The 20,981-nt window shown below is 47.9% G+C and carries 20 protein-coding genes; 16 read left to right on the forward strand and 4 right to left on the reverse strand.

The window, feature by feature from the left end:
* Window positions 1-21 precede the first annotated feature (21 nt).
* The 8 genes from HPY27_RS19170 to HPY27_RS19205 all read left to right on the forward strand — a co-directional run bounded on the left by HPY27_RS19170 (window position 22) and on the right by HPY27_RS19205 (window position 9,487).
* Window positions 22-1,239, forward strand: a complete 1,218-nt coding sequence (locus HPY27_RS19170) for an amidohydrolase family protein (RefSeq protein WP_174225726.1) — start codon at window positions 22-24, stop codon at window positions 1,237-1,239.
* An 833-nt stretch (window positions 1,240-2,072) separates the two neighbouring features.
* Window positions 2,073-3,647, forward strand: a complete 1,575-nt coding sequence (locus tag HPY27_RS19175; protein WP_017251010.1) for a glutathione ABC transporter substrate-binding protein — start codon at window positions 2,073-2,075, stop codon at window positions 3,645-3,647.
* 127 nt (window positions 3,648-3,774) lie between these two features.
* On the forward strand, window positions 3,775-4,404 hold the full coding sequence (locus HPY27_RS19180) for an NUDIX hydrolase (RefSeq protein ID WP_017251011.1): 630 nt from the start codon (window positions 3,775-3,777) through the stop codon (window positions 4,402-4,404).
* A 155-nt stretch (window positions 4,405-4,559) separates the two neighbouring features.
* Window positions 4,560-6,011: an MDR family MFS transporter gene (locus HPY27_RS19185; protein ID WP_017251012.1), complete on the forward strand. Its 1,452-nt coding sequence runs from the start codon at window positions 4,560-4,562 to the stop codon at window positions 6,009-6,011.
* Window positions 6,012-6,159: 148 nt separating this feature from the next.
* Complete coding sequence (locus HPY27_RS19190; protein WP_174225727.1) at window positions 6,160-7,410, forward strand: GNAT family N-acetyltransferase; 1,251 nt, start codon at window positions 6,160-6,162, stop codon at window positions 7,408-7,410.
* 90 nt (window positions 7,411-7,500) lie between these two features.
* Window positions 7,501-7,674, forward strand: coding sequence for a hypothetical protein (locus HPY27_RS19195; protein WP_174225728.1), 174 nt, complete (start codon window positions 7,501-7,503; stop codon window positions 7,672-7,674).
* A 77-nt stretch (window positions 7,675-7,751) separates the two neighbouring features.
* Window positions 7,752-8,228, forward strand: coding sequence for a PilZ domain-containing protein (locus HPY27_RS19200; RefSeq protein ID WP_017251015.1), 477 nt, complete (start codon window positions 7,752-7,754; stop codon window positions 8,226-8,228).
* 116 nt (window positions 8,229-8,344) lie between these two features.
* Entirely contained in the window at window positions 8,345-9,487 is a 1,143-nt protein-coding gene (locus tag HPY27_RS19205; RefSeq protein ID WP_174225729.1) for a DUF2087 domain-containing protein, read from the forward strand.
* Here HPY27_RS19205 and HPY27_RS19210 read toward each other — a convergent pair.
* From HPY27_RS19210 to HPY27_RS19220, 3 genes are all read right to left on the reverse strand, one after another.
* Window positions 9,484-9,801 (reverse strand): hypothetical protein, encoded by a 318-nt coding sequence (locus HPY27_RS19210; RefSeq protein WP_174225730.1) that lies wholly within the window; start codon window positions 9,799-9,801, stop codon window positions 9,484-9,486. The genes HPY27_RS19205 and HPY27_RS19210 overlap by 4 nt on opposite strands.
* 126 nt (window positions 9,802-9,927) lie before the next feature.
* Window positions 9,928-10,380 carry a spore coat protein GerQ gene (gene gerQ / locus HPY27_RS19215; RefSeq protein ID WP_017251018.1) on the reverse strand — a complete coding sequence of 151 codons (453 nt, stop codon included), beginning with the start codon at window positions 10,378-10,380 and terminating at the stop codon, window positions 9,928-9,930.
* A 32-nt stretch (window positions 10,381-10,412) separates the two neighbouring features.
* On the reverse strand, window positions 10,413-10,835 hold the full coding sequence (locus HPY27_RS19220; protein WP_017251019.1) for a cell wall hydrolase: 423 nt from the start codon (window positions 10,833-10,835) through the stop codon (window positions 10,413-10,415).
* Between the two features lie 168 nt (window positions 10,836-11,003).
* Here HPY27_RS19220 and HPY27_RS19225 point away from each other — a divergent pair, with 168 nt between their 5' ends.
* The 3 genes from HPY27_RS19225 to HPY27_RS19235 are packed head-to-tail and all read left to right on the forward strand — an operon-like array spanning window position 11,004 to window position 14,796.
* Window positions 11,004-11,420 (forward strand): MerR family transcriptional regulator, encoded by a 417-nt coding sequence (locus HPY27_RS19225; protein ID WP_069845597.1) that lies wholly within the window; start codon window positions 11,004-11,006, stop codon window positions 11,418-11,420.
* Window positions 11,417-12,988, forward strand: a complete 1,572-nt coding sequence (locus HPY27_RS19230; RefSeq protein ID WP_174225731.1) for a class I adenylate-forming enzyme family protein — start codon at window positions 11,417-11,419, stop codon at window positions 12,986-12,988. Before HPY27_RS19225 ends, HPY27_RS19230 begins: the two co-directional genes overlap by 4 nt.
* Window positions 12,985-14,796: an acyl-CoA dehydrogenase family protein gene (locus HPY27_RS19235; RefSeq protein WP_174225732.1), complete on the forward strand. Its 1,812-nt coding sequence runs from the start codon at window positions 12,985-12,987 to the stop codon at window positions 14,794-14,796. Before HPY27_RS19230 ends, HPY27_RS19235 begins: the two co-directional genes overlap by 4 nt.
* 52 nt (window positions 14,797-14,848) lie before the next feature.
* On the opposite strand, the gene HPY27_RS19240 is transcribed toward HPY27_RS19235, so the two are convergent.
* Window positions 14,849-15,415 (reverse strand): YqaA family protein, encoded by a 567-nt coding sequence (locus HPY27_RS19240; protein ID WP_017251023.1) that lies wholly within the window; start codon window positions 15,413-15,415, stop codon window positions 14,849-14,851.
* A 188-nt stretch (window positions 15,416-15,603) separates the two neighbouring features.
* Here HPY27_RS19240 and HPY27_RS19245 point away from each other — a divergent pair, with 188 nt between their 5' ends.
* The 5 genes from HPY27_RS19245 (at window position 15,604) to thrS (ending at window position 20,970) form a co-directional block, all read left to right on the forward strand.
* Window positions 15,604-16,035: a hypothetical protein gene (locus HPY27_RS19245; RefSeq protein ID WP_174225733.1), complete on the forward strand. Its 432-nt coding sequence runs from the start codon at window positions 15,604-15,606 to the stop codon at window positions 16,033-16,035.
* Between the two features lie 123 nt (window positions 16,036-16,158).
* Window positions 16,159-16,383: a hypothetical protein gene (locus tag HPY27_RS19250; protein ID WP_007728577.1), complete on the forward strand. Its 225-nt coding sequence runs from the start codon at window positions 16,159-16,161 to the stop codon at window positions 16,381-16,383.
* A 146-nt stretch (window positions 16,384-16,529) separates the two neighbouring features.
* Complete coding sequence (gene mqnC / locus HPY27_RS19255) at window positions 16,530-17,636, forward strand: cyclic dehypoxanthinyl futalosine synthase (RefSeq protein WP_174225734.1); 1,107 nt, start codon at window positions 16,530-16,532, stop codon at window positions 17,634-17,636.
* 180 nt (window positions 17,637-17,816) lie between these two features.
* The gene (gene ytxC, locus HPY27_RS19260) at window positions 17,817-18,737 is read left to right on the forward strand and encodes a putative sporulation protein YtxC (RefSeq protein ID WP_017251026.1); all 921 of its coding nucleotides are present in this window, start codon (window positions 17,817-17,819) and stop codon (window positions 18,735-18,737) included.
* 319 nt (window positions 18,738-19,056) lie between these two features.
* A complete protein-coding gene (gene thrS, locus HPY27_RS19265; RefSeq protein WP_017251027.1) occupies window positions 19,057-20,970 on the forward strand; it encodes a threonine--tRNA ligase in 1,914 nt (637 codons plus the stop codon).
* The last annotated feature ends 11 nt before the right edge of the window (window positions 20,971-20,981 follow it).

The following is a 20,981-nucleotide window of genomic DNA, read 5'->3' on the forward strand; positions in this document are numbered from 1 at the left end:
AGGAAAGGATGGAGACGGAGCATGAACGAAAGCTTGTGGATCAAAAATGCGAGTCTGGAATGTGGTTATACAGAGGCGAATGGCATCGTGACGGGAACAAAGACGGAGCGTTTTCATGTCTTGCTCGCGGACGGTCGCGTGGAGAAAATCGTACCTGCTTCGTTGGATATACCTGATGGGGTATCTGTATGGGATGCACAAGGTCTACTGATGCTTCCTTCTTTCCGGGAAATGCACATTCATTTGGACAAAACATTTTATGGAGGTCCGTGGCAAGCTGTTCTTCCTGCTCCCAATCGTTTTTTTCGAATCGAACAAGAGCAGGAACTGTTGCCTCGGCAGCTTCCCGTCGCCCGTGAGCGTGCAGAAAAGCTGCTGGAGTTAGTGCAATCGCACGGTGCTACCCACGTACGAACCCATTGCAACATTGACCCGGTCATTGGGCTGAAAAACCTGGAAGCCACATTGGAGGCATTGGCAACTTATCGTGAAAAACTTTCCTGGGAAATTGTCGCGTTTCCCCAACATGGGTTGCTGCGCAGTGATTCTGTTTCCCTCGTTCGCGAGGCGATGAAGCATGGAGCTGGTCTCGTCGGTGGTGTCGATCCTGCCACGTTTGACGATGATATCGAGAAATCTCTTGATAAGATGATGGACATAGCGGTAGAAGCGAATGCGGATGTTGACCTGCACTTGCACGAGCCTGGACATTTGGGTGTTTATATTATGAAAAAACTGGCTGCTATGACGAAGGATGCGGGGTGGCAAGGTCGAGTCACTGTCAGTCATGCTTACGGGCTAGGAGAGGTTCCGACTGCTGTGGGAGAAGAGGTTGCGGAGCTTTTTGCCGAGCAGCAAATCGCTGTCATGTCAGCTGTGCCCATTGATATGCCGACCATCCCGATTCCATTGCTTCATGCCAAAGGCGTCCATGTTGGATTGGGCAATGACAACATCACCGATCACTGGGACCCATTTGGAACCGGAGATATGCTGCAAAAAGCAAACCGTTTGGCTGAACGGTTCCGTTGGATCGATGAGCGATCTCTATCGCAAGCACTGGGATTCGTTACAGGTGGCGTGACTCCACTGGACCAAGCTGGGAATCAGGTTTGGCCGAAAGTCGGAGATGAGGCAAATGCGGTTTTCGTCCGTGCCAAATGCTCCGCCGAGGCTGTGGCTAGACTATCTCCGAAGGAAGCGGTGGTTTTCTCGGGCAAGATGGTTTGGCAGAAATAATAAAATTTAAGAAATGTGATCCGATCTTCATAGGGAGGTCGGATTTTTCATTTGTTAGTAATAGTAGCCGTAGTGAAGGAAGAAGTGCATTTCCAGTCTACGCTTCGGCCTCCGCCCCGCAAGGGGTAAAGAAGACTGTCCGCTTCGGAATGAATGGCGGGAGCGCTTCAAACGTAGATAATTTCAAAGAAGTATCTCATAAGTGAAGCTGAAATTCCCCGCCATTCATTCCTACGCTGGGTTGGGCTCCAGAGGCGCTTGGACTGGAAATGCACTTCTTCCAACGTAGTTTTTGTAACATCTTGAAAGGCAGGCAATACAAGATGATAAAAGATTACTTAACGAACTATAAATGATTTTAAAACAAATCCATTCATTAGAATGAGGACAATCATCAAGAACCCTCAATCATTTTCTTATGGCCTTTCATATACAGATCGGAAAATCAGTAAAAGCTACGTCCATGAAGCGTGTTTCCAGTCAGAGCGCCTCTGGAGCCCGACCAAGCGGAGGGATGAATGATGGGAGCGTATTTAGCTTCAACGTGCGAATACATCATCGAGGCTACCACTTTTGAAGCGGCTCCCGTCATTCATACCGGAGCGGACAGTCCTCCCCCTTGCGGGGCGTAGGCCGAAGCGTAGACTGGAAACACGCTTCTCCACCGAAGCTACGAATCCAAGTATCTTTCCATCTGTACGAAATTAAATAAAAGTAAAAATATTATAAATTGATGTAAAGATGCTGAAAGGTTCGATTGAAAATCTACCGTATAATGCAAATAAGAAATACATTCAGAATTTTCGACAGTATTCTACAGGGGGTAGACACAAATGAAGAAAACACGCATGGTCGGTTCCTTGTTGGCTCTGACATTGACGGTTAGTGTTGCGCTGACTGGATGTGGTGGTGCGAGCTCGGAGCAATCCGGTTCGACAAATACAACTGCTGCAGAAGCTCCGAAAGAAGGGGGAACCCTGATTGTAGCCCGCAAAGCAGACGCCAACAATCTGGACCCGCATTTCATCTCCAATATTCCTTCGGCAAACTATGTGTATGGAAAAGTATATGAGAGCTTGGTTTCTCGCGATAAAAACGGCGAGTACAAGCCTACACTCGCAACTGAATGGAAACAGCTCGACGACCTGACATGGGAGTTTAAGCTTCGTGAAGGCGTTACGTTCCACGATGGTACACCGTTTACAGCAGACGCTGTGAAAAAGACGTTCGAACGTGTACTCGATCCAAAGGTTGCATCACCGCGTGCATCCAACTTCTCCATGATCAAAGAAATCAAGATTGTGGATGACAAGACTGTACATTTCGTGCTGGAGTATCCTTTTGCACCGCTGCTCTCCATCTTGGCTAGCTCAGAAGGAAGTATCATCAGCCCGAAAGCAATCGCAGAGCATTCCGATACATTGGCGAAGCAGCCTGTGGGAACCGGGCCTTTCAAATTCGCATCGTGGGCACCGGGCCAAGATATGAAACTCGCAAAAAATGATACCTACTGGGGTGAAAAGCCAAAGGTAGATGAAGTATTGTACAAGGTCGTTCCAGAAGATACGACCCGTGTAGCGATGATCGAAGCAGGCGAAGCGCACATCGGCGACCAGCTTCCTGTGACAGAAGTAGAGCGCGCACAGGCATCTCCTGGCATGAACATGGTACGTGCAGAAGGCTTGGGTGTGGATTATATCGGCTTTAACGTGCAGAAGAAGCCATTTGATGATGTACGCGTACGTCAAGCTGTCGCACATGCTATCGAAAAGCAAGCCATTGTACAAGGGGTATACAACAATGTAGGAACACAAGCGGTTTCCTCGATGTCGCCAAAAGTTATTGGCTACAACCCGAATCTCCAGGATTACTCGTATGACGTCAATGCTGCAAAAGCACTGCTTGCAGAAGCAGGTTACCCGAACGGCTTCAAAACGTCCATCGTGACAGATGACCGTAAAGAGCGCATGAACGTAGCAGAAGTCATCCAGTCACAGTTGAAAGGTATCGGCATTGATTTGGAGATCAAAGTCATGGAATACGGTGCGTATCTGGAGCACACAGACAATGGTGAGCATGCGATGTTCATCGGGGGCTGGGGCAATGCAACAGGGGATGGCGACTACAACCAGTACAACGTCTTCCACAGCACTTCGAAAGGCAGCGCAGGTAACATGGCGTTCTACAACAACCCAGAGGTAGACAAGCTGATTGAAGAAGGACGTCGCGAAAAAGATACGCAAAAACGTAATGAAATTTACGCAAAGCTGCAAGAAATCGAGCTGAAGGAAGTACCGATCCTTCCCATCCGCACGATTGACCATGTGGCGGTTACATCCAAGAATGTAAATGGCTTCTGGCTGAGCCCTGTTGGCTACTTGATGCTAGATGAAGTATCGATCAACTAATGGTGATAGAAGGGATGGCGTTTGTCGCTGTCCCTTCTTTCGTCCATAGAGAGGAATTCACGATCTGGACCGGGAATGTAACTTGGGGAAAAGAAAAGCGCAAGAGACAAGTCATGGGGTGGAAAACATGCAGGAAGAGCAACTAGACATATTTGACGAAGCAGGACAGCACATCGGGGTTGAAGCGCGTAGCGAAGTACACCGCTTGGGGCTGTGGCACCAAACCTTTCACTGCTGGATTTACCGTGTAGTAGATGAACAGATCGAATTGTTGTTCCAAAAAAGACATCCACAAAAGGATACTTGTCCGAACTTGCTCGACATTACCTCTGCCGGTCATCTTCTCGCTTCGGAACAGCCATGTGACGGCGTGCGGGAATTGGAGGAGGAGCTGGGCTTGTCCGTGGGCTTTGAGGAATTGGACAAGCTAGGCGTGATTCGTGATGTAACGGTTGCCCCCTCCATCATTGATAAGGAAATGTGCCATACCTTTTTGTATGAATGCGATCAACCCTTACGTGCGTACCGTGTACAGGAAGAAGAAGTCACGGGGCTCTTTTGGGTCAATCTGCAAGAGCTCGAGCGGTTGTTTGCGAACGAAATCGGGCAGATAACGGTGATTGGATTTTTGCTATTGGAAAATGGTGAGCAAAAAGATACAGCGATGATCGCGGCAAAACCTGACTTTGTTCCACATGAAGTGTATTATTACCAGCAGGTGTTTGCAGCAGTGAAACTACGCGCAGCCAATCGATAACCCTGATCGGAAAAACAATGCCTCGCTTGTCATCGACAAGACGAGGTTTTTCGTTGGGCGAGAAAGATTGGCGAAGACACGTTCTCTAATGTGATATACTAAACAATGCTTTTTCACTGCTCGCAATCATGCGTAGATAGAGAGAGGAGATCGAGATGAGACTACAGATTATGATTGCCCTAATGCTCTCGACATTCCTTGCTGCGATGGAAGGAACGATTGTGAGTACAGCCGTACCACGCATTACGAGTGATTTGGCAGGCTTTGAACAGGTGAGCTGGGTATACGCCATCTACATGCTTGCCACTGCCGTATCTGCTCCCATTTACGGCAAGCTGGCTGATTTATTTGGCCGAAAAAACGTATTGTTAATCGGTATCGGTATCTTTTTGTTAGGTTCCACGCTCTGTGGAGTGGCGACGTCGATGTGGCAGCTCATTGTTTTCCGTGCCATTCAAGGCTTGGGTGCAGGTTCAGTCATGCCGATTACGATGACTATCATCGGAGATTTGTACACCGAGCAGACTGCCAGAGCAAAAGCGCAGGGCTGGATTAGTGCTGTATGGGGACTTTCCGGTGTGGCAGGTCCGTTGGTCGGAGGATTTTTGGTCGATACTCTGACGTGGCGTTATATCTTTTTTCTTAACTTGCCTTTTGGCCTCGTATCGTTTTTCATGCTCGTCTTTATGTATAAGGAAAAGCTTGCCGTCAAAGAAAAGCGTCATATCGATTATCCGGGCGCGCTTATTTTTTCGGTCGGGACCATCGCTTTGTTGTATGCCTTGTTAACAGGTAGCCAAAATCAATCCTGGACCAGTCCGGTGACGATTTCCTTGATCGTATTTGCATTGGTGAGCTATCTAATCTTTGTATCAGTGGAAAAGAAATCGCCTGAGCCGCTGATTCCGCTTTCGCTTTTTACCAATCGAAACGTGACCATGATCAATTTGCTGACACTCTTGACCAATGGAATTGTCATCAGCATGGTGGTTTACTTGCCGATCTGGAGCCAGGGAGTCTTGGGAGAAAGTGCGACAATGGCTGGCTTTGTCCTGACACCGATGCCGGTTTGCTGGACGATCGGCTCTATCCTTGCAGGGAACTTGTTAGGCAAGCTGCGAGCTGAACAGTTGTTTGTCGCAGGAACTGCCGTTCTGACGGTAGCGACAACATTGTTGAGCTTCCTGTCCGCTCAGTCAGCGGGATACCTCATTTATGTGGCTGTAGGCTTAATTGGTTTGGGAATGGGGCTCATTTCTCCGATCATCATGGTAAAAATTCAATCGTCCGTTGCAGTAGACAAGAGGGGCACAGCGGTTGCCCTCAATACGTTCACGGGTACATTTAGCCAAACCTTCGGGGCAGCTGTATTCGGAATGTTGTTCAACATGGTGACTGTAGCAAGTGGTCATGCGAATTTAGGGGCCTCGTTTGAACACGGATCGATTCCAGTGGCACAGCTGGCACAGATCCGAGACTTGTTGGCTAGTGGTGTTCATGTAGTCTTCACAGGCACCTTAGTGCTTGCGATAGCCAGCTTTGTTCTGACGCTTGTGATCGCAAAAGGAAACCGAGTCAAACAAAACCGAGTCAAACAGACACACTAAATTCAAAGACGTCCGCCGAGTGCGGGCGTTTTTCAAATAATTGGTTACAGTTTTCCAAAAAATACAAACTACATATTGCCAGTTGGTACATTCATCGATACTATTTTCCTAGATGCCCAAATTCTTGCGGACAGGAGTGTATGGGACGATGGAGGAGATTCGACCAGTTTCCATTGACGATATCGATGAGGTCGTTAGGATTGCAGCGATGAGCTACCCTGGAAGCAATCTACTGGTTGCAGAAAGCAGACAGCGATTTGCCGAACGCGTAAGGGAGACGATCGAAAACGACCCACATGTCAGCTACCACGGATGCTACCGTGATGGACGACTAGTGGGGATTATGAAATGGTACGATTTTCCTATGAATGTTCACGGCACACCGCTTTTGACTGGCGGGATTGGGCTGGTCGCCGTAGACCTTTTGCATAAAAAGGAAAAAGTGGCCATGTCGATGTTGCGAGGTTTTCTTTCGAGCTATCGGGAGCGGGGAATCTCGCTGGTCTCTCTCTATCCGTTTCGTGTTGATTTTTACAAGCAAATGGGTTTTGGAGTAGGGACCAAGGTTCATCAATACAAGTTCAAGCCGTCCAGCCTGCCGTTTGTAGGCAAGGACAAAATCGTCTATATAGGAAAAGAGGACAAAGAAGAACTGTCTGCTTGTTATCATCGAATCGCCCGTCAAACACATGGCATGATTAAGCGAACAGAGCGGGACTGGGACAGACTCCTCGATGTTCCAGAAATGATTGTCGTCGGCTACAAAAAGGAAGGAAGGTTAGAAGGCTATCTCGCTTTCCAGTTCCAGGGCACCCATGAAAAAAACAAACTCTTCAACAACATAGAAGTAAGAGAGCTTCAGTATGAGAACCGCGAAGCACTCGCGCAATTGCTCTCTTTCCTTCGTAGTCAAGCCGATCAGATTCAACGGATTGAGTTCACGACGCCGGATGAAGACTTTCACTTGTTGTTATCTGATCCGGGTAATGGAACGGATACAATGTTGTGGAGCATATATCATGAGAGTCATGCATCTGGAGTCGGTCTGATGTATCGGATCATTGATGTGCCGGGATTTTTCCGTCAGCTGTCCCACCACCATTTTGGTTCGGAAACGGTAAATGTGAAGCTGACGATCCGCGATTCGTTTCTGCCTGAGAATGCAGGAACATGGCTCATCAAGTTTATCGATGGTAGTCCGGAACTAAGGGAGGCAGTGGAGCCTGACGTTGCGGTGCAGCTAGATATTTCGGATTTTTCTTCACTCGTGATGGGGGTAGTAACTGCCCACAAGCTGTATCAATACGGCCAATTGGAGCTGGATGCTCCAGAAAAGCTTCCGATTTTGGATAGGCTGTTTGGTGTTCCCGAGAAGCCGCGATGTGTGACTACCTTCTAAACAAGAGGATTTGTCACGTTTTTGACACATTTGGTTATCTTATTTTGCTTCCTCCCATATGTTGTTAGTAAATGGGAGGAGGCAGGTTATATGATCTTTCTTACACTGGTTATCTTTTTTGCGTTTCTTTTGATTGTTTGGGTGGTCGTTAGACTCCTCTTCCGGCTGGAAAGGCATGATTCCATCACACATGATGAGAGAGAATTATGGAATCGCTTTCAGGTGAAAGAGAAGGAGATCAAATACCGAAAGCCCAAAAAATAAAAAGAAAGGCGCCAAGGTGACAGGCGCTCTTTCTTTTGCGTATTACCCACTATGAGAAGAGAAAGAAGGAGAAGACAATGCCAGGTAGATCAGAGGGGCATCAACGTGAATTTTTTCGCTTACGTCTAGAATACGCCCTCTGTGCAGACATGACTATTGTGCTGATCAAAGGGAAAACCATGGAGATTGGGAGCACACAGGTATTGATCGAGGATATCGGAGCAGGTGGACTTCGATTTCTCTCTCATCTCAAAATGCCAGCCAATGACCAGCTCGTTCTGCAGTTTGCGACGGAATTGTGCGGACAGGCTCTGAAAATGTACGGCCACGTCGTTCGCACGATTCCGTGGGAAACGGACTATTACGAATACGCCGTACGTTTTACAATGGAAGAGGAACAGCATCTGGAGATCAATCGTATGGTAAACCGCTTGGCGATCCGCTATCGGCAAAACCGGACATCAACAGAGGGGCGTTTCTATAAAGGCGATCGCCTGGTATTTTTAAAAGAGCTGGCCCAAGCAAGTCTTGCGATGCGAGCCAGTGAAGCATAGACAAAGAGGCTTTCTGTTGTGCAAATACACAACAGGGAGCTTTTTTGTTTGACACAAAACAAACGCAGTGATAAGTTATCTATAATAAATCAAACGATTAAAGGTTGTGTTTATATATGAGTCTTCATGAAGCATTTTGGAGCGCTTCCCTTCAAGAATGGAAGCAAGGTTACATCGAACAAGACGAACATTATATGTGTTTGCTCTGTGGGGAACAGGTGGAGAAAGGAATTATTTATCCAGTGGAGGGTGCCCTGTACGAAGCGTCCCGCTTTATGCGCCATCACATCGAGGCTGTGCACGGTTCTGTCTTTACTCACTTGAGCCAGTTGGATAAACGATTGACGGGCTTGTCTGATCATCAGGTTAATTTGCTTCGCCTCTTTTACCAGGGCAAGACAGACGCCGAGGTTCAAAATGAAATGGGGATCGGCAGTGCATCGACGATTCGTAATCACCGCTTTGCACTCAAGGAAAAAGAACGTCAGGCCAAGGTGTTCCTGGTCATGATGGAGTTATTGCATGAAACGGATAAACATCAAACGACCAACGATGCCAAATCAAGCAAGCAAAAGAATACCTCGAAAGATGGCGATGCCGCAGAGTATGCCGCGATCGTAAAGAAACTCTTGCCGAATGGACTATCTGGTCGATTAGAACGATTCCCGCGCAAGCACAAGCATAAACTCATCTTACTCGAAGAGATTTCCAAAAAATTTGAGCTCGATCGTTTCTACACGGAGCGGGAAGTGAATGAGATTTTGGAAGGTCTCTACGACGATTATGTGACCTTGCGGAGATATTTAGTCGATGTTGGTTTGATGGATAGACAGGCTGACGGCAGTCAATATTGGCGGATCGCAGTGGAAAATGAGGGAGAGGAACGAGGGGCGCAACAGATGAATCGCAAGCAAGAGCTCAAGCAGATGTACAAGGAAGTAGAAACCGATGCAGGCGTTTATCAAATTAAGAACAAGCAAAATGACAAAGTGTTCATCGCCAGCACGAATAACCTAAAAACGATCAACGGTAGAAAGTTCATGCTTCAGCATGGCTCACATCCTAATCGTGAGCTGCAAAAAGACTGGGATAAATACGGTCCGGACGCTTTTGAAATCGAGGTATTAGAGAAGGTTGAGAAGAAAGACCATCCGTATTTTGATGGAAAGGATGCACTGGAAAAACTCGAAGATAAATGGATGAAAAAGCTGGCGCCATATGGTGATCGAGGCTATCACGTGCAAAAAGATCCGTCCTAGTCTCGTCCATCATCCAACATACAGAAGCGCTCCAAGTGATCCCACAGACCTTCCTTATGCAAAATCTGAATTTGTTTTTCACCAAGTAAATCAAAATGTGGGAAGGGTGCTCGGTTATGAATGTAGACAGGATCGAGCCCGTTGGCAAGGCACCAGTCTGTCAGTAACGAATAATTGGCACAGCCTACTTTTGTAACGGTTTTGATTCCAGGAAACCGTGGGTCCAGCCAATAGTGGGTGAGAAATGCCAATTCGCCTCGACTAACGGCTTGCTTCCAACGGTTCAGTTCCTCTCGTGTAATCCCAAATGCCACTCTTCCTCATCCTTTGCAAAGCGGTCGTGTTTCTCACTCATTAATAGCATGGAATGGTGTAAACGTCAAAAAGACAGTTCTCCCCCGGGGATAGCCGATGGAAACTGTCTTTTTGTGCTTGGTTGCTTACCGAACTCCTGTTGGAAGCTGAGGCGGAATGTAATTCAACTCTTCGTCCGCAGTGATGTAATCGGTGTTGACCATGAGGAGCAAATAGCGTTTGCCGGTTTGCGGATCGCTGATAATGATGTGGTCGCGGCCAGCTGTTTCGAGGACACCACGGAAAATTTTGGCGTTCCATTGGCTGTTGTTTTCAAACGTTTGGTACACCGTAATGACTTTGCCTCGATTCAGGCGAAGGATGTTTTCGATGTACGATTCTTCCATCACTTGCCCAGGAGTAATGGGCATTCCAGGAATCAAGGATCCGCTTGGCTGCATCGGAACCAGTTGAGGTTGCTGCTGCTGAATCATCTGCTGCTGTTGCTGAGGCATACCGTATGGATACTGGGCGGATGGGTACATGTCGTAGCCGTATTGTTGTTGAGGGAAACCAGTGTAAGGCATTTGTTGACTCATGATGAACTCGCTCCTTTATCTATCTAATTCTTTTAATAGACGCGTGGACAATCTGCTGGTGTTGGAACGAAGAAGCAGTGTGCCTTATAGCGACCGGAGTTTTGTTGATCCCACCAGGTAGGAGGACAGTTTCCGGCAGGACGGTAGAACCACAATGCGTTGCTCGCCGGGCGGGTTTTCTCTCCATTGACTGCACGCTGTGCCAGTCGTTTGTCTCTTTCCCTGGCACGTTGATAGAAATACGGCTTCTGGACCGCTTCGAATCCTCCCGGAGATTGATAGACCATGTCACGCATGCTGCGAATGTTTTTGAAGTCAAGGCAGTTCCCTAAAATCCGATTTACCCCAACGTTGCCAACCATCAACATGCCCAACTCACCTTCACCCTCAGCCTCAGCCCGAATCAGTCTGGCAAGCATATCGACATCACTGGAGTTCGCTTTAATGACGGCCATTGCTTCACCTCCTTCCACAAAAATCACAATAACAATATATGGGCGAATAATAGATTGGTGATTGGCCCGATAAATTTTTCATCAAGTTGACGTTTACGTAAACGGCAGTTACAATCATTTTATTCGGTAAATTTAGAATTTTATAAATGTAAGTGAGGGGCGCTGGACATGAGCAGAGAAGGAATACAGAAGGATGAATCGTGGACCATCTCTGATCTCGCTCAACAATTAGACGTAAGCACCCGAACGATTCGGTACTACGAAGAGCTCGGCTTGATTTTCCCCAGTCGGACAGAGAAGGGAAGCAGGTACTACAACCGAAAGGATCGTGCCAGGCTACGACTCATTCTGCGAGGAAAGCGATTCGGATTTTCGTTGGATCAGATTCGCGAGATGATTGAGCTGTTCGACGAGGACCGTACAGGTCGTGCGCAGCTTTTGCGAACGATTGAGTACGGCAACCAAAAGCTGGCTGAGATCGACGAGAAAATCATGGAACTCCGACAACTGAGAGAAGACATTCTCGTCTACAAGCAAAACTTTGAACAAAAATTGCTTGAAGAAAACGAGGAGGAGAAACGATGAATGTATCAGCTCTGCTCGCAGCAAACGGAAGGAAATACCCTGACAAGTCCGCGCTGATTGCAGGAGATGTAGAGGTTAGCTTTTCCCAGTGGGACACACGTTCTACTCAGTGGGCTTGCCATTTGCAAGAGCTTGGCATCGAGCAAGGGGATCGGGTTGTCATGTTGATGCCCAATTGCCCGGAGTTTGCCATTTTTTACGTCGCCGTCATTCGCAGTGGTGCCCTCGTCGTACCGATCAATGCGCGCTCAACCCAAGAAGAAGTACGACATATATGTGAACATGCCGGAGCAAAGGCACTTCTTGTTCACGATGCCCTCGTGCCTATCGTAAATGAGTGGGTCCTGCAAACATCACAGCTTGTGGCAATTAAAACAGGTGCGAGCCAAGGGAATTGGCATGGAATCGCTGACTGGGATGCCAGTGACGTGTCTTTCGAAAAAATGAATACGCTTTCTTCACAGCCGTATTTGGCGAACATGAACGAAGATAGCGAGGTTAGCATCCTGTATACATCTGGCACGACTGGACGCCCTAAAGGGGTGCTCTATACACATAGAAGCTTGTTGACTGTCGCGAAGATGATGTCGATTGAACTGACGATGACACATCGTTCGCGAATTTTGCATTTGATGCCGCTGAGTCATTCGGCTCCCCTCCATCTCTTTTTCATTGCAGGGCTCATGCTTGGCGCCACCCAGGTAATGGCCCTGACCTTCTCGCCGCAGCTTCTCTTGGATTTGGTGCAGCAGCATCGAATTACGCATTTCTTCGGAGCGCCAGTGGCGTATTTGCTGACGATGAAGCACCCAGAGTTTACGGCGTACGATTTGTCTTCCATCGAATTTTGGATGTATGGCGGGGCTCCGTTGTCCAAAGAGATGGCTTCGCTTATGGAAGAAGCATATGGACGCGATAAACTGGCGTGCGTCTACGGCTTGACGGAGGCAGGGCCGACTGGAATGTGCCTCTTACACCGAGAGCATCCGGACAAAATCGGCAGTATAGGAAATCGTGGTGTATTGTTCGTCGAAATGGAGGTTGTTGACGAGCGAGGAGAGCAATGCGCCAGTGGAGAAGCGGGCGAAATTCGCTTGCGCGGAGAAGGGACAATGAAAAGATACTATAACAATCCGGAGGCGACAGCAGAAACCATAAGGGATGGTTGGGTGTACACAGGCGATATTGCACGCGTGGATGAGGATGGATTTCTGTGGATGATTGATCGCAAAAAAGACGTGATGATTACGGGCGGGGTAAACGTCTACCCCAAGGAAATCGAGCAATTGTTAGAGCGTCATCCGTCGATTGGTGAGGTAGCTGTTGTAGGTTTGCCGCATCCTGAGTGGGGTGAGACGGTTACGGTCTATGTGGTACTGAAACCAGGAGTCGATACCAATCGAGAGTGGCTAAAAGAAATCCAAGGCTCTTTGCGTGGTCATCTCGCCGATTACAAGCTCCCGCGACAGGTGAATATCGTTCCTTCATTGCCGCGGAACACGAGCGGAAAAGTCCTGAAGCATGTACTACGTGATGTCAGTTCCCAAAAGGAAGTGGAACTGCGATGAGTGATTTGCAAACGAGCATTGATCAGCGAACATACAGCGATAACATCCCGCACCCGCGTACGCCACAGGCACAAAACTTTTTCAAAGCAGATCCTAACCTCGATTACTTGCTACAACGCTATCTCCCTGCTTCCATGCATGAATGGGCCAGACAGCAGTTGAGCTGGCTAGGGGCGCAAGTGGCAGGCCCCATCGATGAGCGTGCCGCCTATACAGACAGAGAAGGCAAGCCGAGATTGCGCAAGTACAATCGGCTGGGTGAGGATATTTCTGAGATCATTACCAATGAAGGCTACAAGGAAACAGTAGCAGAAGTTTACGGAGCAGGCATCGTCAGCTACTTGTATCAAGACATTCCTGAGTTGGGGAGAAAAGCGCCGTACAGCTATTCCTTTTTCATGGGCTATCTCGTGAGTCAGTCTGAGCCGGGTTTCTATTGCCCTGTCACCTTGTCGATGTCAGCTGCTTATTTGATTGATCGTTACGGCAGCGAAGAACAGAAGGAGCAGTACCTGACAGGACTGACCTCTCGCGATCGTACTCGCTTGTATGAAGGAGCTACTTGGCTGACAGAGAGACAGGGCGGTTCGGATGTCGGTGCGAATTTGACTGTAGCAGAGCCAGTAGCAGACCGGCCGGGTGTGTACCGATTGACAGGAGAAAAGTTTTTTGCGAGCAATGCTGGCGCATTTGTTGCCACTGTTTTGGCGAGAATCGATGAAGAGAAAACGGGGACAAAAGGGCTCGGACTGTTTTTGGTGCCTTGGATAAAGCCTGACAACGAACGCAATCACATTCAGGTCCGCCGCCTAAAAGATAAGCTGGGCGTTAACGCCGTACCATCTGCGGAGATACTGTTGAACGGGGCAGAGGGCTATTTGATCGGGGAGCCGGAGAACGGCTTCAAGTACATGGCAGAAGCCCTGAACCTCTCTCGCATTTGCAACGCGATTGCTTCGATTGGGATCATGCGTCGAGCTTTTTATGAAGCGAGGTATTATGCCGAGCAACGTCGTGCATTCGGGAAGCCAATCGATCAGTACCCGATGGTAAAAGAAATGCTGGTGAGCCTCTTATTGGATACGGAGGTGAGCACGGGTGCGGTGTTTGATATGATTGCTGTTTATGATCGCTTGCAGTCTAATTCCGTTAGCAAAGAGGATAACGCGCTTGCTCGCCTGCTGATTCCTTTGCTGAAATACCGCACAGGGGAAGAGGCTGTCGAATCGACCCATACCGCAATTGAAATTCATGGCGGTAACGGTTATATCGAGGAGTACGTGACGCCGCGTCTATTGCGTGATGCGCAAGTTTTGACCGTATGGGAAGGCACCTCGAATATACTTGCACTCGATATTTTGCGTGTGATGCAAAAAGAAAACAGCCACGAAGTGTTTTGCAGATTGCTTCGGGAGCGCATAGCTGGCTGGAAGCATGCCTTTTCGCAGCCGTACGCCGAGTTGATTCGGACAGAACTGGCCATCCTGGAGGAGAATATCGCCTATCTCATGCAACAGACCCACGATTATTTGACGTACAAATTAAAAACGCTCGCGGATCATATGGTAGATTTGTACACCTTATCATGCATCGTCGGTGAAGCAGAGGATCAGGTGACCGGGGAGGGAAATGCGCGAAAATACATTTTGGCAAAGCTGTATGCCGAAAAGCATTTCCATTCACAAGAAAAACGGGGGATTCAAGCCGATTCTTTGCTGGATGTACAGTTCTTTACCCAACTGATGGAGTATCAGTCTGTCAGCGTAGAAGAGTGGACCCAACAGTCCGCTATTGTTCCGACCCGATAATCAAAAAGCGCCTTTAGACCACTTGTTGAGGTGGCGAAGGCGCTTTTGATTTTTACGCATACCGCTTGCGGCGCATACTCCAAATGAACCAGATCGCAGCAACCCCTGTTGCGACCGCCAGCAGAGTGATCTCAAAGTATTCATCGATCAGAACCTTGGCGTGTTTTCCATATAAATAAAACAAGGTGCCAATCAAATAAAACTTCAATCCCCGCCCGATGATCGCATAAAACATGAGCTTGGTCAGCGAGTAATTGAATACGCCGGAGAGCACAGTGAAAACCTTGAAAGGAATGGGGGTAAAAGCTCCGATCAGTACGGCAGCATCCCCGTTTTTTGCGAATTTTTCCGTCGCTACGATCACCCATTTTTCAGGGAGAAGCTTGTGCAAAAGTGGTTTTCCTAGCCATCTCCCCAACAAAAATCCGATGGGAGCGCCGAGGACGGAAGCAGTAAAGGCTACTGTTGCAAACTGAATCGCTGAGCCTGGATCGAGCAGACTCATCGCAATTTGCATAAAAAACGGAGGAATCGGACTAATAAATGAGTCCAAAAATGCCATGGCAACAAGTCCCCACATCCCATATTGCATGAATAGCTGTGTGATATGTTCGAGCATGAGCATCTCCTTAGAAGGTTTTTTCTATTGTAGCTATCCTATGCCAGTTTGTCCAAAGAAAGACCACAACTGAAGGTGGATGTCGAGAGGGAAATTAAGGAAATAGGAAGATTGGCCCATCAATCGGTTTCCAAAATATCCCGAAGATAAGTTGGTATGGAAGTCATTACGAAAGGGATATCTTTTACATGAAAATGCCATTATCAATCAAAGTTATTCAAGGGTTAATGCTGTTGCAAGTCATCGTATTGGGGGGACTATATTTTGTGGTTTCACAGGTAGATCCGATGAACTTGAATCACTGGGCCAGTAAAATGGTTTTCAGCGTTGTGACTATGCCAGAAGATATGTTAGATCAAAGCTATGTGTTAGGAAGAATGCAAGGAAGATTAATGCTTCCGCTGATCATCACGACATTATTGTTCATCTTCATACAGATGAGGTTTCTCAAGTCGGCGATTGTCTGCATAAGTCTGGCGATTTTACTGGATATAAGCAACGGAACTTTCTTGATCGTAATCGTGTATGTAACTCTTCTTTTGGTTGTGACCCACAACAAACAATCGAAGGCATATTTTAATCGGAATCATCATCAAGTTACCCAGACGGTTTCAAAATGAGTGGTCCAATGAGCTTATCCTAGGGTCGAATATTGATAATGAAGTCCTTGTTTTTTCATTGACGCTAGGAAAGATTATCCACTAAAATGTAGGGAAACAGGACAAACATCATGGGAGGAACCAATGAAAACATTGGGTTCGGGAAAAGTCGTTTTCTATGCGCCAAACGGGACTAACTTGCAATTGTCAGGGGAAATTGACGTACGTGGTGATCGGGTATCCATAACAGAAATCATTTATTTTAATGGCCAACCAAACGGAGCGCGCGAAACGAATTTGCCACTCGCGCAAACGGTGATTTACTGGGAGCCAGAAGTATACGAACAGATCGGATATGAAGAACAATAAGAATAATGGCGATTCCAAGCCCTGTCTCTAGCAGGGTTTTTTCGCGTATGGCAGCGAATCTGCCAGCACCTCGGGCTATAGCCGATGTCCCGGTATTGTGATATGATGTGGGATGGAATTTACGTATGGTACAAGGAGTGATCCTTATGATCGATTCTATATTGGAACGTGCTCTCGCAGGTGAACGACTGGGTCTTGAAGATGGTCTGGCTTTGTTTGCGAGCAATGAAATCGAAAAGATCGGACATTACGCCAATCTGGTCATGCAAAAGCATCATCCAGAACCGATTACGACTTTTGTTATTAGTCGCAACGTCAATTACACGAACGTATGTGACACCTATTGCCGATTTTGTGCTTTTTATCGAGCGCCAGGCTCTTCGGAAGGATACGTTCTACCCAGAGAAACTATTTTCGAAAAAATTCAAGAGACCGTAGACGTAGGCGGTACGGAAATCTTGATGCAAGGCGGTACCAATCCGGATCTGAAGCTGGATTATTACACCGACCTGTTGCGCGCGATCAAGCAGCGCTTCCCGCAGATTACGATGCACTCTCTGTCTGTAGCGGAAGTGATGAAAATCGCGGAAGTTTCCAATATGTCTGTCGAGGAAGTGCTGAAAGAGCTGAAGGCAGCGGGTCTCGATTCCTTGCCAGGAGCGGGTGGCGAAATCCTCGACGATCGTACACGTCGGAAGATTTCCCGATTGAAAGGCTCTTGGACTGAATGGATTGACACTCAAAAAGCCGCACACCGTGCAGGGTTGCCTGGTACTGCTACCATGGTAATCGGTTTTGGGGAAGAGATGGAGGAGCGCGTACTGTCCCTTTTGCGCATTCGTGATGCCCAAGATGAGACAGGCGGATTCAAAGCGTTCATCGTCTGGACATTCCAACCGGACAACACCAATATGAAGGCAGTCAACAACACGCCAGAGGAATACTTGAAAACACTGGCAATCAGCCGCCTCATGCTGGATAATATTGAAAACTTCCAATCTTCTTGGGTGACGATGGGCCCACATTACGGTCAGCTTTCCCTCTCTTACGGAGCGAACGATTTCGGCCAAACAATGATGGAAGAAAACGTGGTTTCCGCAGCGGCATGTACGTACAAGGTCAACACGAACCAAATTTTGGAGCTCATTCGCGGCGCAGGCAAAATCCCTGCACAGCGCAACACAAAGTATGACATTCTGCGCGTTTTCAAAGACGGCGAGATGTCAGAACGTGATTTTGTCATGCAAAACTAAATAACCTCCAAACGCTTCTCTGCCCCCTCCTAACAAAGGGAAACCGGCAGGGGAGCGTTTTTTGGTTTTTAATTCAGGAATTTTTTACCTGCAACCTTCCCTGAGTTTCCAACCGTTTAAAAGTATATCGCTCCTGACGGGACATATACTGTAACTACAATGGCGGTTGGGGGGATGGTTATGCAGACGTTTCGCGTATTGCTGGAGAATGTCCCTGAGCATTGTGACACGTATCGGGCTATCGTAAATGAGATGACGGAGCGGGTCAACACTGCACCGGTGCGCATTACATACAGGGAGCAAGAAGAGAATGGATACCTCTTGTTCTACTTTCAAAGCTGGTGTGAGACTGAGTATGACGCGCAGACCATCGAGTGGGCGAGAGCCTTCGTTGCTCTTACATTAGCCGAATGGGTCATTCAGGTGAAGGAACCGAAAATTATGGAAGAAATGGCCGCTGACTTACTCGCTGCCGAACAGATGGAGAACGAGTGGGCAGAGATTTTTCCTTATATTCAACGCATGTGCCAAGAAGTCGAGCTTGATGGTAGGGAACTGTTAACAGCTACGACACGCAAGGCAAACGTATATCGCAAAGTTTTCACCTATCTGGAGTGGGAGAGAACGATCAACGTCTTGGGCTTCGTCCGGTTTCGACTGCAGGAGCATTGGAACGAGCTATTCGAGCTCGTGGAAACTGGCATTGATGAATATCTGGAAGACAAGCAATACCAAGAGTTTGTCGAGTTGTTGCGCTATTTCATCGCTGTACAGGAAACGAAGCAGGAAGTCGTTCATGTCGTTCCTAGTGTGGACAAACCTTTCCATCTTTATGACAAAAAAGGGGATCGTCTTTGGCTTGAACAGTTGGATACCGTTCTGAACATGGATGAACAAAAATGCAGGGACGAGGATTATTTGGTCAGTGCTTTGGTTACACTGGCTCCTGAGAGTATCGTGCTCCATATGGCTTCGGAAAAGCCTGGGCTTGCACAGACGATCCGCAGTATTTTTGACAGTCGGCTCGTTACTTGCCACTCTTGTTCGCTTTGCCTATCCGAGCGACGTGTACTTGACGGGAATAATCCCTCTAAACTATAATAGCAACAACAACTTTACATCGCTTATAAATACGATGAGAAGGACACGGACAATAGTAAGGACGCTCTAGAGAGGCGGGCCACAGGCTGGAAGCTCGCTGCGAACTGTTATTGATCTACCACCTTCGAGTAGCTGCCGGGAACGAAGCGTAGGCTTTTACTATCGGTATGCCGGTTAAATACCGTTACATGGAATGAGGAGTCTTTTTTTGTGAACAGACTTGAAGTAGGGTGGTACCGCGAGAACACACTCGTCCCTTTTTGGGATGAGTGTTTTTTTATTTTCTCAACCAAAAAGATACAGGAAGGAAGAATCCGCAGTGGCACAAATTCATGTTACTTTCCCAGATGGAGCCGTTCGTCAATACGACGCTGGGATTACTATCGAAGACATCGCAGGCTCCATTAGCTCTAGCCTGAAGAAAAAGGCAGTAGCTGGTAAAAAAGACGGCAAGGTTGTCGATCTGTACACAGAACTCACAGATGACGCAGCGATTGAAATCGTTACCCTCGATTCTGCTGACGGGTTGGAAGTATACCGCCACAGTACAGCTCACTTGCTCGCTCAAGCGGTAAAACGCATTTACGGCGCTGAAGTGAAATTCGGAATCGGTCCTGTAATCGAAGATGGCTTTTACTACGACATGGATATTCCGGTCTCCCTTTCCCCAGAGGATTTGGGCAAAATCGAAGCGGAAATGGAAAAAATCGTGAAGGAAGACCTGCCGATTCGCCGCAAAGTCGTAAGCCGCGAAGAAGCAACTACGATTTTCCAAGAACTGAACGATCACCTGAAGTTGGAGCTGATTCGCGACCTGCCAGAGGATGCGACTATCACGCTGTATGAGCAAGGCGAATTTTTCGACCTCTGTCGTGGTCCGCACTTGCCGTCTACTGGCTTCATCAAAGCATTCAAGCTGATGAGCGTAGCAGGTGCATACTGGCGCGGTAAAGCAGAAAACCAAGTTCTGCAACGCGTATACGGTACAGCTTGGCCGAAAAAAGCAGACATGGATGAATATCTGCACTTCATCGAAGAAGCGAAAAAGCGCGATCACCGCAAATTGGGTAAAGAACTGGGACTGTTCATGTTCTCCGAGGAAGCGCCAGGCATGCCGTTCTACCTGCCAAAAGGCTTCACTGTTCGCAACGAGCTGGAGCAATTCTCCCGCCGTCTGCAACAATTGGCACAATACACAGAAGTTCGCTCTCCGTTCCTCATGAACGAGCGTCTCTGGAAAGAATCCGGTCACTGGGATCACTACAAAGAGAACATGTACTTCTCTGAAGTAGACAACGCGACTTACGCCTTGAAGCCAATGAACTGCCCGGGTCACATGCTGATCTATAAAAACGAGATGCACTCCTACCGCGACCTGCCGATCCGTTACTCCGAGTTCGGGCAAGTTCACCGCCATGAGTACTCCGGGGCATTGAACGGAATGCTGCGGGTGCGCACCTTCTGCCAGGATGACGCGCACGTATTTGTCCGTCCTGATCAGATCGCGAGCGAAATCAAAGGCATGATCACTTTGATTGACAGCATCTACAAGGTATTTGGCTTCGAATACAGTGTGGCTCTGTCCACTCGTCCGGAAGATTCCATGGGCTCTGATGAGCTGTGGGAAGCAGCAGAAAGCTCTCTGAAAACAGTGTTGGATGAGCTCGGTATGGCCTATGAAATCAAAGACGGAGACGGTGCGTTCTACGGACCGAAGATCGATTTCCAAATTACCGACGCGCTGAAACGCCGTCACCAATGCGGAACGATCCAGTTGGACTTCCAAATGCCTGAGAAATTCGACCTGACTTATGTTGGTCAAGACAACGAGAAGCATCGTCCAGTTGTCTTGCACCGTGCGATGTACGGCTCCATGGAGCGCTTCATTGGTATCCTGATCGAGCACTACGCAGGTGCATTCCCGATTTGGCTGACTCCAATTCAAGCACGCATCATGAACATCAGCGAAGTGCACATGCCATACGCAGAACAAGTAAGAGAAAAGCTGCAACAAGCTGGCATTCGCGTAGAGTTGGATGGCCGCAATGAGAAAATCGGCTACAAAATCCGTGAAGCACAAGTTGAAAAAATCCCTTACATGCTGGTCATTGGTGAAAAAGAGGTGGCTGACGGTACATTGTCCGTCCGCAAACGCGGAGTGGGCGATGAAGGCGCGATGACAGTGGATGCGTTTGTAGAGAAAATCCGCGCTGAAATCAATGAAATGAAGTAATAGCGTATAGG

Origin of the sequence: Brevibacillus sp. HB1.1, from assembly GCF_013332445.1 — a bacterium.
In the GTDB taxonomy this organism is placed as follows: domain Bacteria; phylum Bacillota; class Bacilli; order Brevibacillales; family Brevibacillaceae; genus Brevibacillus; species Brevibacillus porteri.

Coding starts and splice junctions, on each gene's coding strand:
- HPY27_RS19170 (WP_174225726.1), top strand. CDS start 22: ATGAACGAAAGCTTGTGGATCAAAAATGCGAGTCTGGAATGTGGTTAT.
- HPY27_RS19175 (WP_017251010.1), top strand. CDS start 2,073: ATGAAGAAAACACGCATGGTCGGTTCCTTGTTGGCTCTGACATTGACG.
- HPY27_RS19180 (WP_017251011.1), top strand. CDS start 3,775: ATGCAGGAAGAGCAACTAGACATATTTGACGAAGCAGGACAGCACATC.
- HPY27_RS19185 (WP_017251012.1), top strand. CDS start 4,560: ATGAGACTACAGATTATGATTGCCCTAATGCTCTCGACATTCCTTGCT.
- HPY27_RS19190 (WP_174225727.1), top strand. CDS start 6,160: ATGGAGGAGATTCGACCAGTTTCCATTGACGATATCGATGAGGTCGTT.
- HPY27_RS19195 (WP_174225728.1), top strand. CDS start 7,501: ATGATCTTTCTTACACTGGTTATCTTTTTTGCGTTTCTTTTGATTGTT.
- HPY27_RS19200 (WP_017251015.1), top strand. CDS start 7,752: ATGCCAGGTAGATCAGAGGGGCATCAACGTGAATTTTTTCGCTTACGT.
- HPY27_RS19205 (WP_174225729.1), top strand. CDS start 8,345: ATGAGTCTTCATGAAGCATTTTGGAGCGCTTCCCTTCAAGAATGGAAG.
- gerQ (WP_017251018.1), bottom strand. CDS start 10,380: ATGAGTCAACAAATGCCTTACACTGGTTTCCCTCAACAACAATACGGC.
- HPY27_RS19220 (WP_017251019.1), bottom strand. CDS start 10,835: ATGGCCGTCATTAAAGCGAACTCCAGTGATGTCGATATGCTTGCCAGA.
- HPY27_RS19225 (WP_069845597.1), top strand. CDS start 11,004: ATGAGCAGAGAAGGAATACAGAAGGATGAATCGTGGACCATCTCTGAT.
- HPY27_RS19230 (WP_174225731.1), top strand. CDS start 11,417: ATGAATGTATCAGCTCTGCTCGCAGCAAACGGAAGGAAATACCCTGAC.
- HPY27_RS19235 (WP_174225732.1), top strand. CDS start 12,985: ATGAGTGATTTGCAAACGAGCATTGATCAGCGAACATACAGCGATAAC.
- HPY27_RS19240 (WP_017251023.1), bottom strand. CDS start 15,415: ATGCTCGAACATATCACACAGCTATTCATGCAATATGGGATGTGGGGA.
- HPY27_RS19245 (WP_174225733.1), top strand. CDS start 15,604: ATGAAAATGCCATTATCAATCAAAGTTATTCAAGGGTTAATGCTGTTG.
- HPY27_RS19250 (WP_007728577.1), top strand. CDS start 16,159: ATGAAAACATTGGGTTCGGGAAAAGTCGTTTTCTATGCGCCAAACGGG.
- mqnC (WP_174225734.1), top strand. CDS start 16,530: ATGATCGATTCTATATTGGAACGTGCTCTCGCAGGTGAACGACTGGGT.
- ytxC (WP_017251026.1), top strand. CDS start 17,817: ATGCAGACGTTTCGCGTATTGCTGGAGAATGTCCCTGAGCATTGTGAC.